This is a genomic window from Pseudonocardia kujensis (assembly GCF_021283305.1).
GTDB classification, from domain to species: domain Bacteria; phylum Actinomycetota; class Actinomycetes; order Mycobacteriales; family Pseudonocardiaceae; genus Pseudonocardia; species Pseudonocardia kujensis.
This window is the reverse complement of the sequence record NZ_JAJSOK010000154.1, coordinates 1-1,218: the sequence shown is the minus strand read 5'-3', so window position 1 is coordinate 1,218 and position 1,218 is coordinate 1. Positions and strand designations below refer to the sequence as shown.

Below are 1,218 nucleotides of genomic sequence, written 5' to 3'. Positions count from 1 at the left end.
AACGAGCCGGTCCACACCTACGCCCCCGGCACCGCCGAACGCGCGTCGCTCGAGGCCCGGCTCGCCGAACTGCGCGGACAGCGTCCGGAGCTGCCGATGACCATCGCCGGGAAGCGCCGGATGGCCTCCGGCGAACGGTTCGACGTCGTCGAGCCGCACCGGCACCGCTCCGTGATCGGGGTGTCCGCCAACGCCACCGACGCCGACGTGGCCGAGGCCGTCACCGCCGCGAAGGCCGCCGCACCCGAATGGGCCGCGCTGCCCTTCGACGAACGCGCGGCCGTGCTCCTGCGCGCCGCCGACCTGCTCGCCGGGCCGTGGCGGGACACGCTCAACGCCGCCACCATGCTCGGCCAGTCCAAGTCCGTGCAGCAGGCCGAGATCGACGCCGCCTGCGAGCTGATCGACTTCCTGCGGTTCAACGTCCACTACGCCCGACGCGTCCTCGCCGAGCAGCCCCGCAGCGTCCCCGGCGAGTGGAACCGCATGGACCACCGCCCGCTCGACGGGTTCGTCGTGGCGATCACGCCGTTCAACTTCACGGCCATCGCCGGGAACCTGCCGACCGTGCCCGCGCTGATGGGCAACACGGTCGTCTGGAAGCCGACGCCGACCCAGCAGCTCGCCGCCGAGTACACGATGCGGCTGCTCGAGGCCGCGGGCCTGCCGCCCGGGGTGATCAACCTGGTGACCGGCGACGGGTTGGCCGTCTCCCGCGTCGCGCTCACCGACCCGGGGTTCGCCGGCCTGCACTTCACGGGCTCCACGACGACCTTCAAGACGCTGTGGCGCACCCTCGCCGACAACCTCGACCGCTACCGCAGCTACCCGCGGATCGTCGGGGAGACCGGCGGCAAGGACTTCGTGGTCGTGCACCCGTCGGCCGACCCTGCTCCGCTGACCACCGCGCTGGTCCGCGGCGCGTTCGAGTACCAGGGCCAGAAGTGCTCGGCGGCCTCCCGCGCGTACGTGCCACGCTCGCTGTGGCCGGCGCTGCGCGAGGAGCTCGCCGACGTCACCGCCTCACTGACCTACGGCGACGTCGCCGACCTGCGGAACTTCGGCGGCGCCCTGATCGACGCGCGCGCCTTCGGCCGGGTGCGCACCGCGCTGGACCGGGCGAAGAACACCGCCTCGCTCGACGTCCTGGTCGGCGGGGGCAGCGACGACGCCGAGGGCTGGTTCGTCGACCCCACCGTGCTCGTCGGCACCGACCCC

At 73.3% G+C, this 1,218-nt stretch carries 1 protein-coding gene; it reads left to right on the top strand.

All coding sequences use genetic code 11. The features are described from left to right. Nucleotides 1-1,218 (top strand): aldehyde dehydrogenase family protein (locus LWC35_RS38765; protein WP_232875580.1); only part of this gene is annotated, 1,218 nt, incomplete at both ends.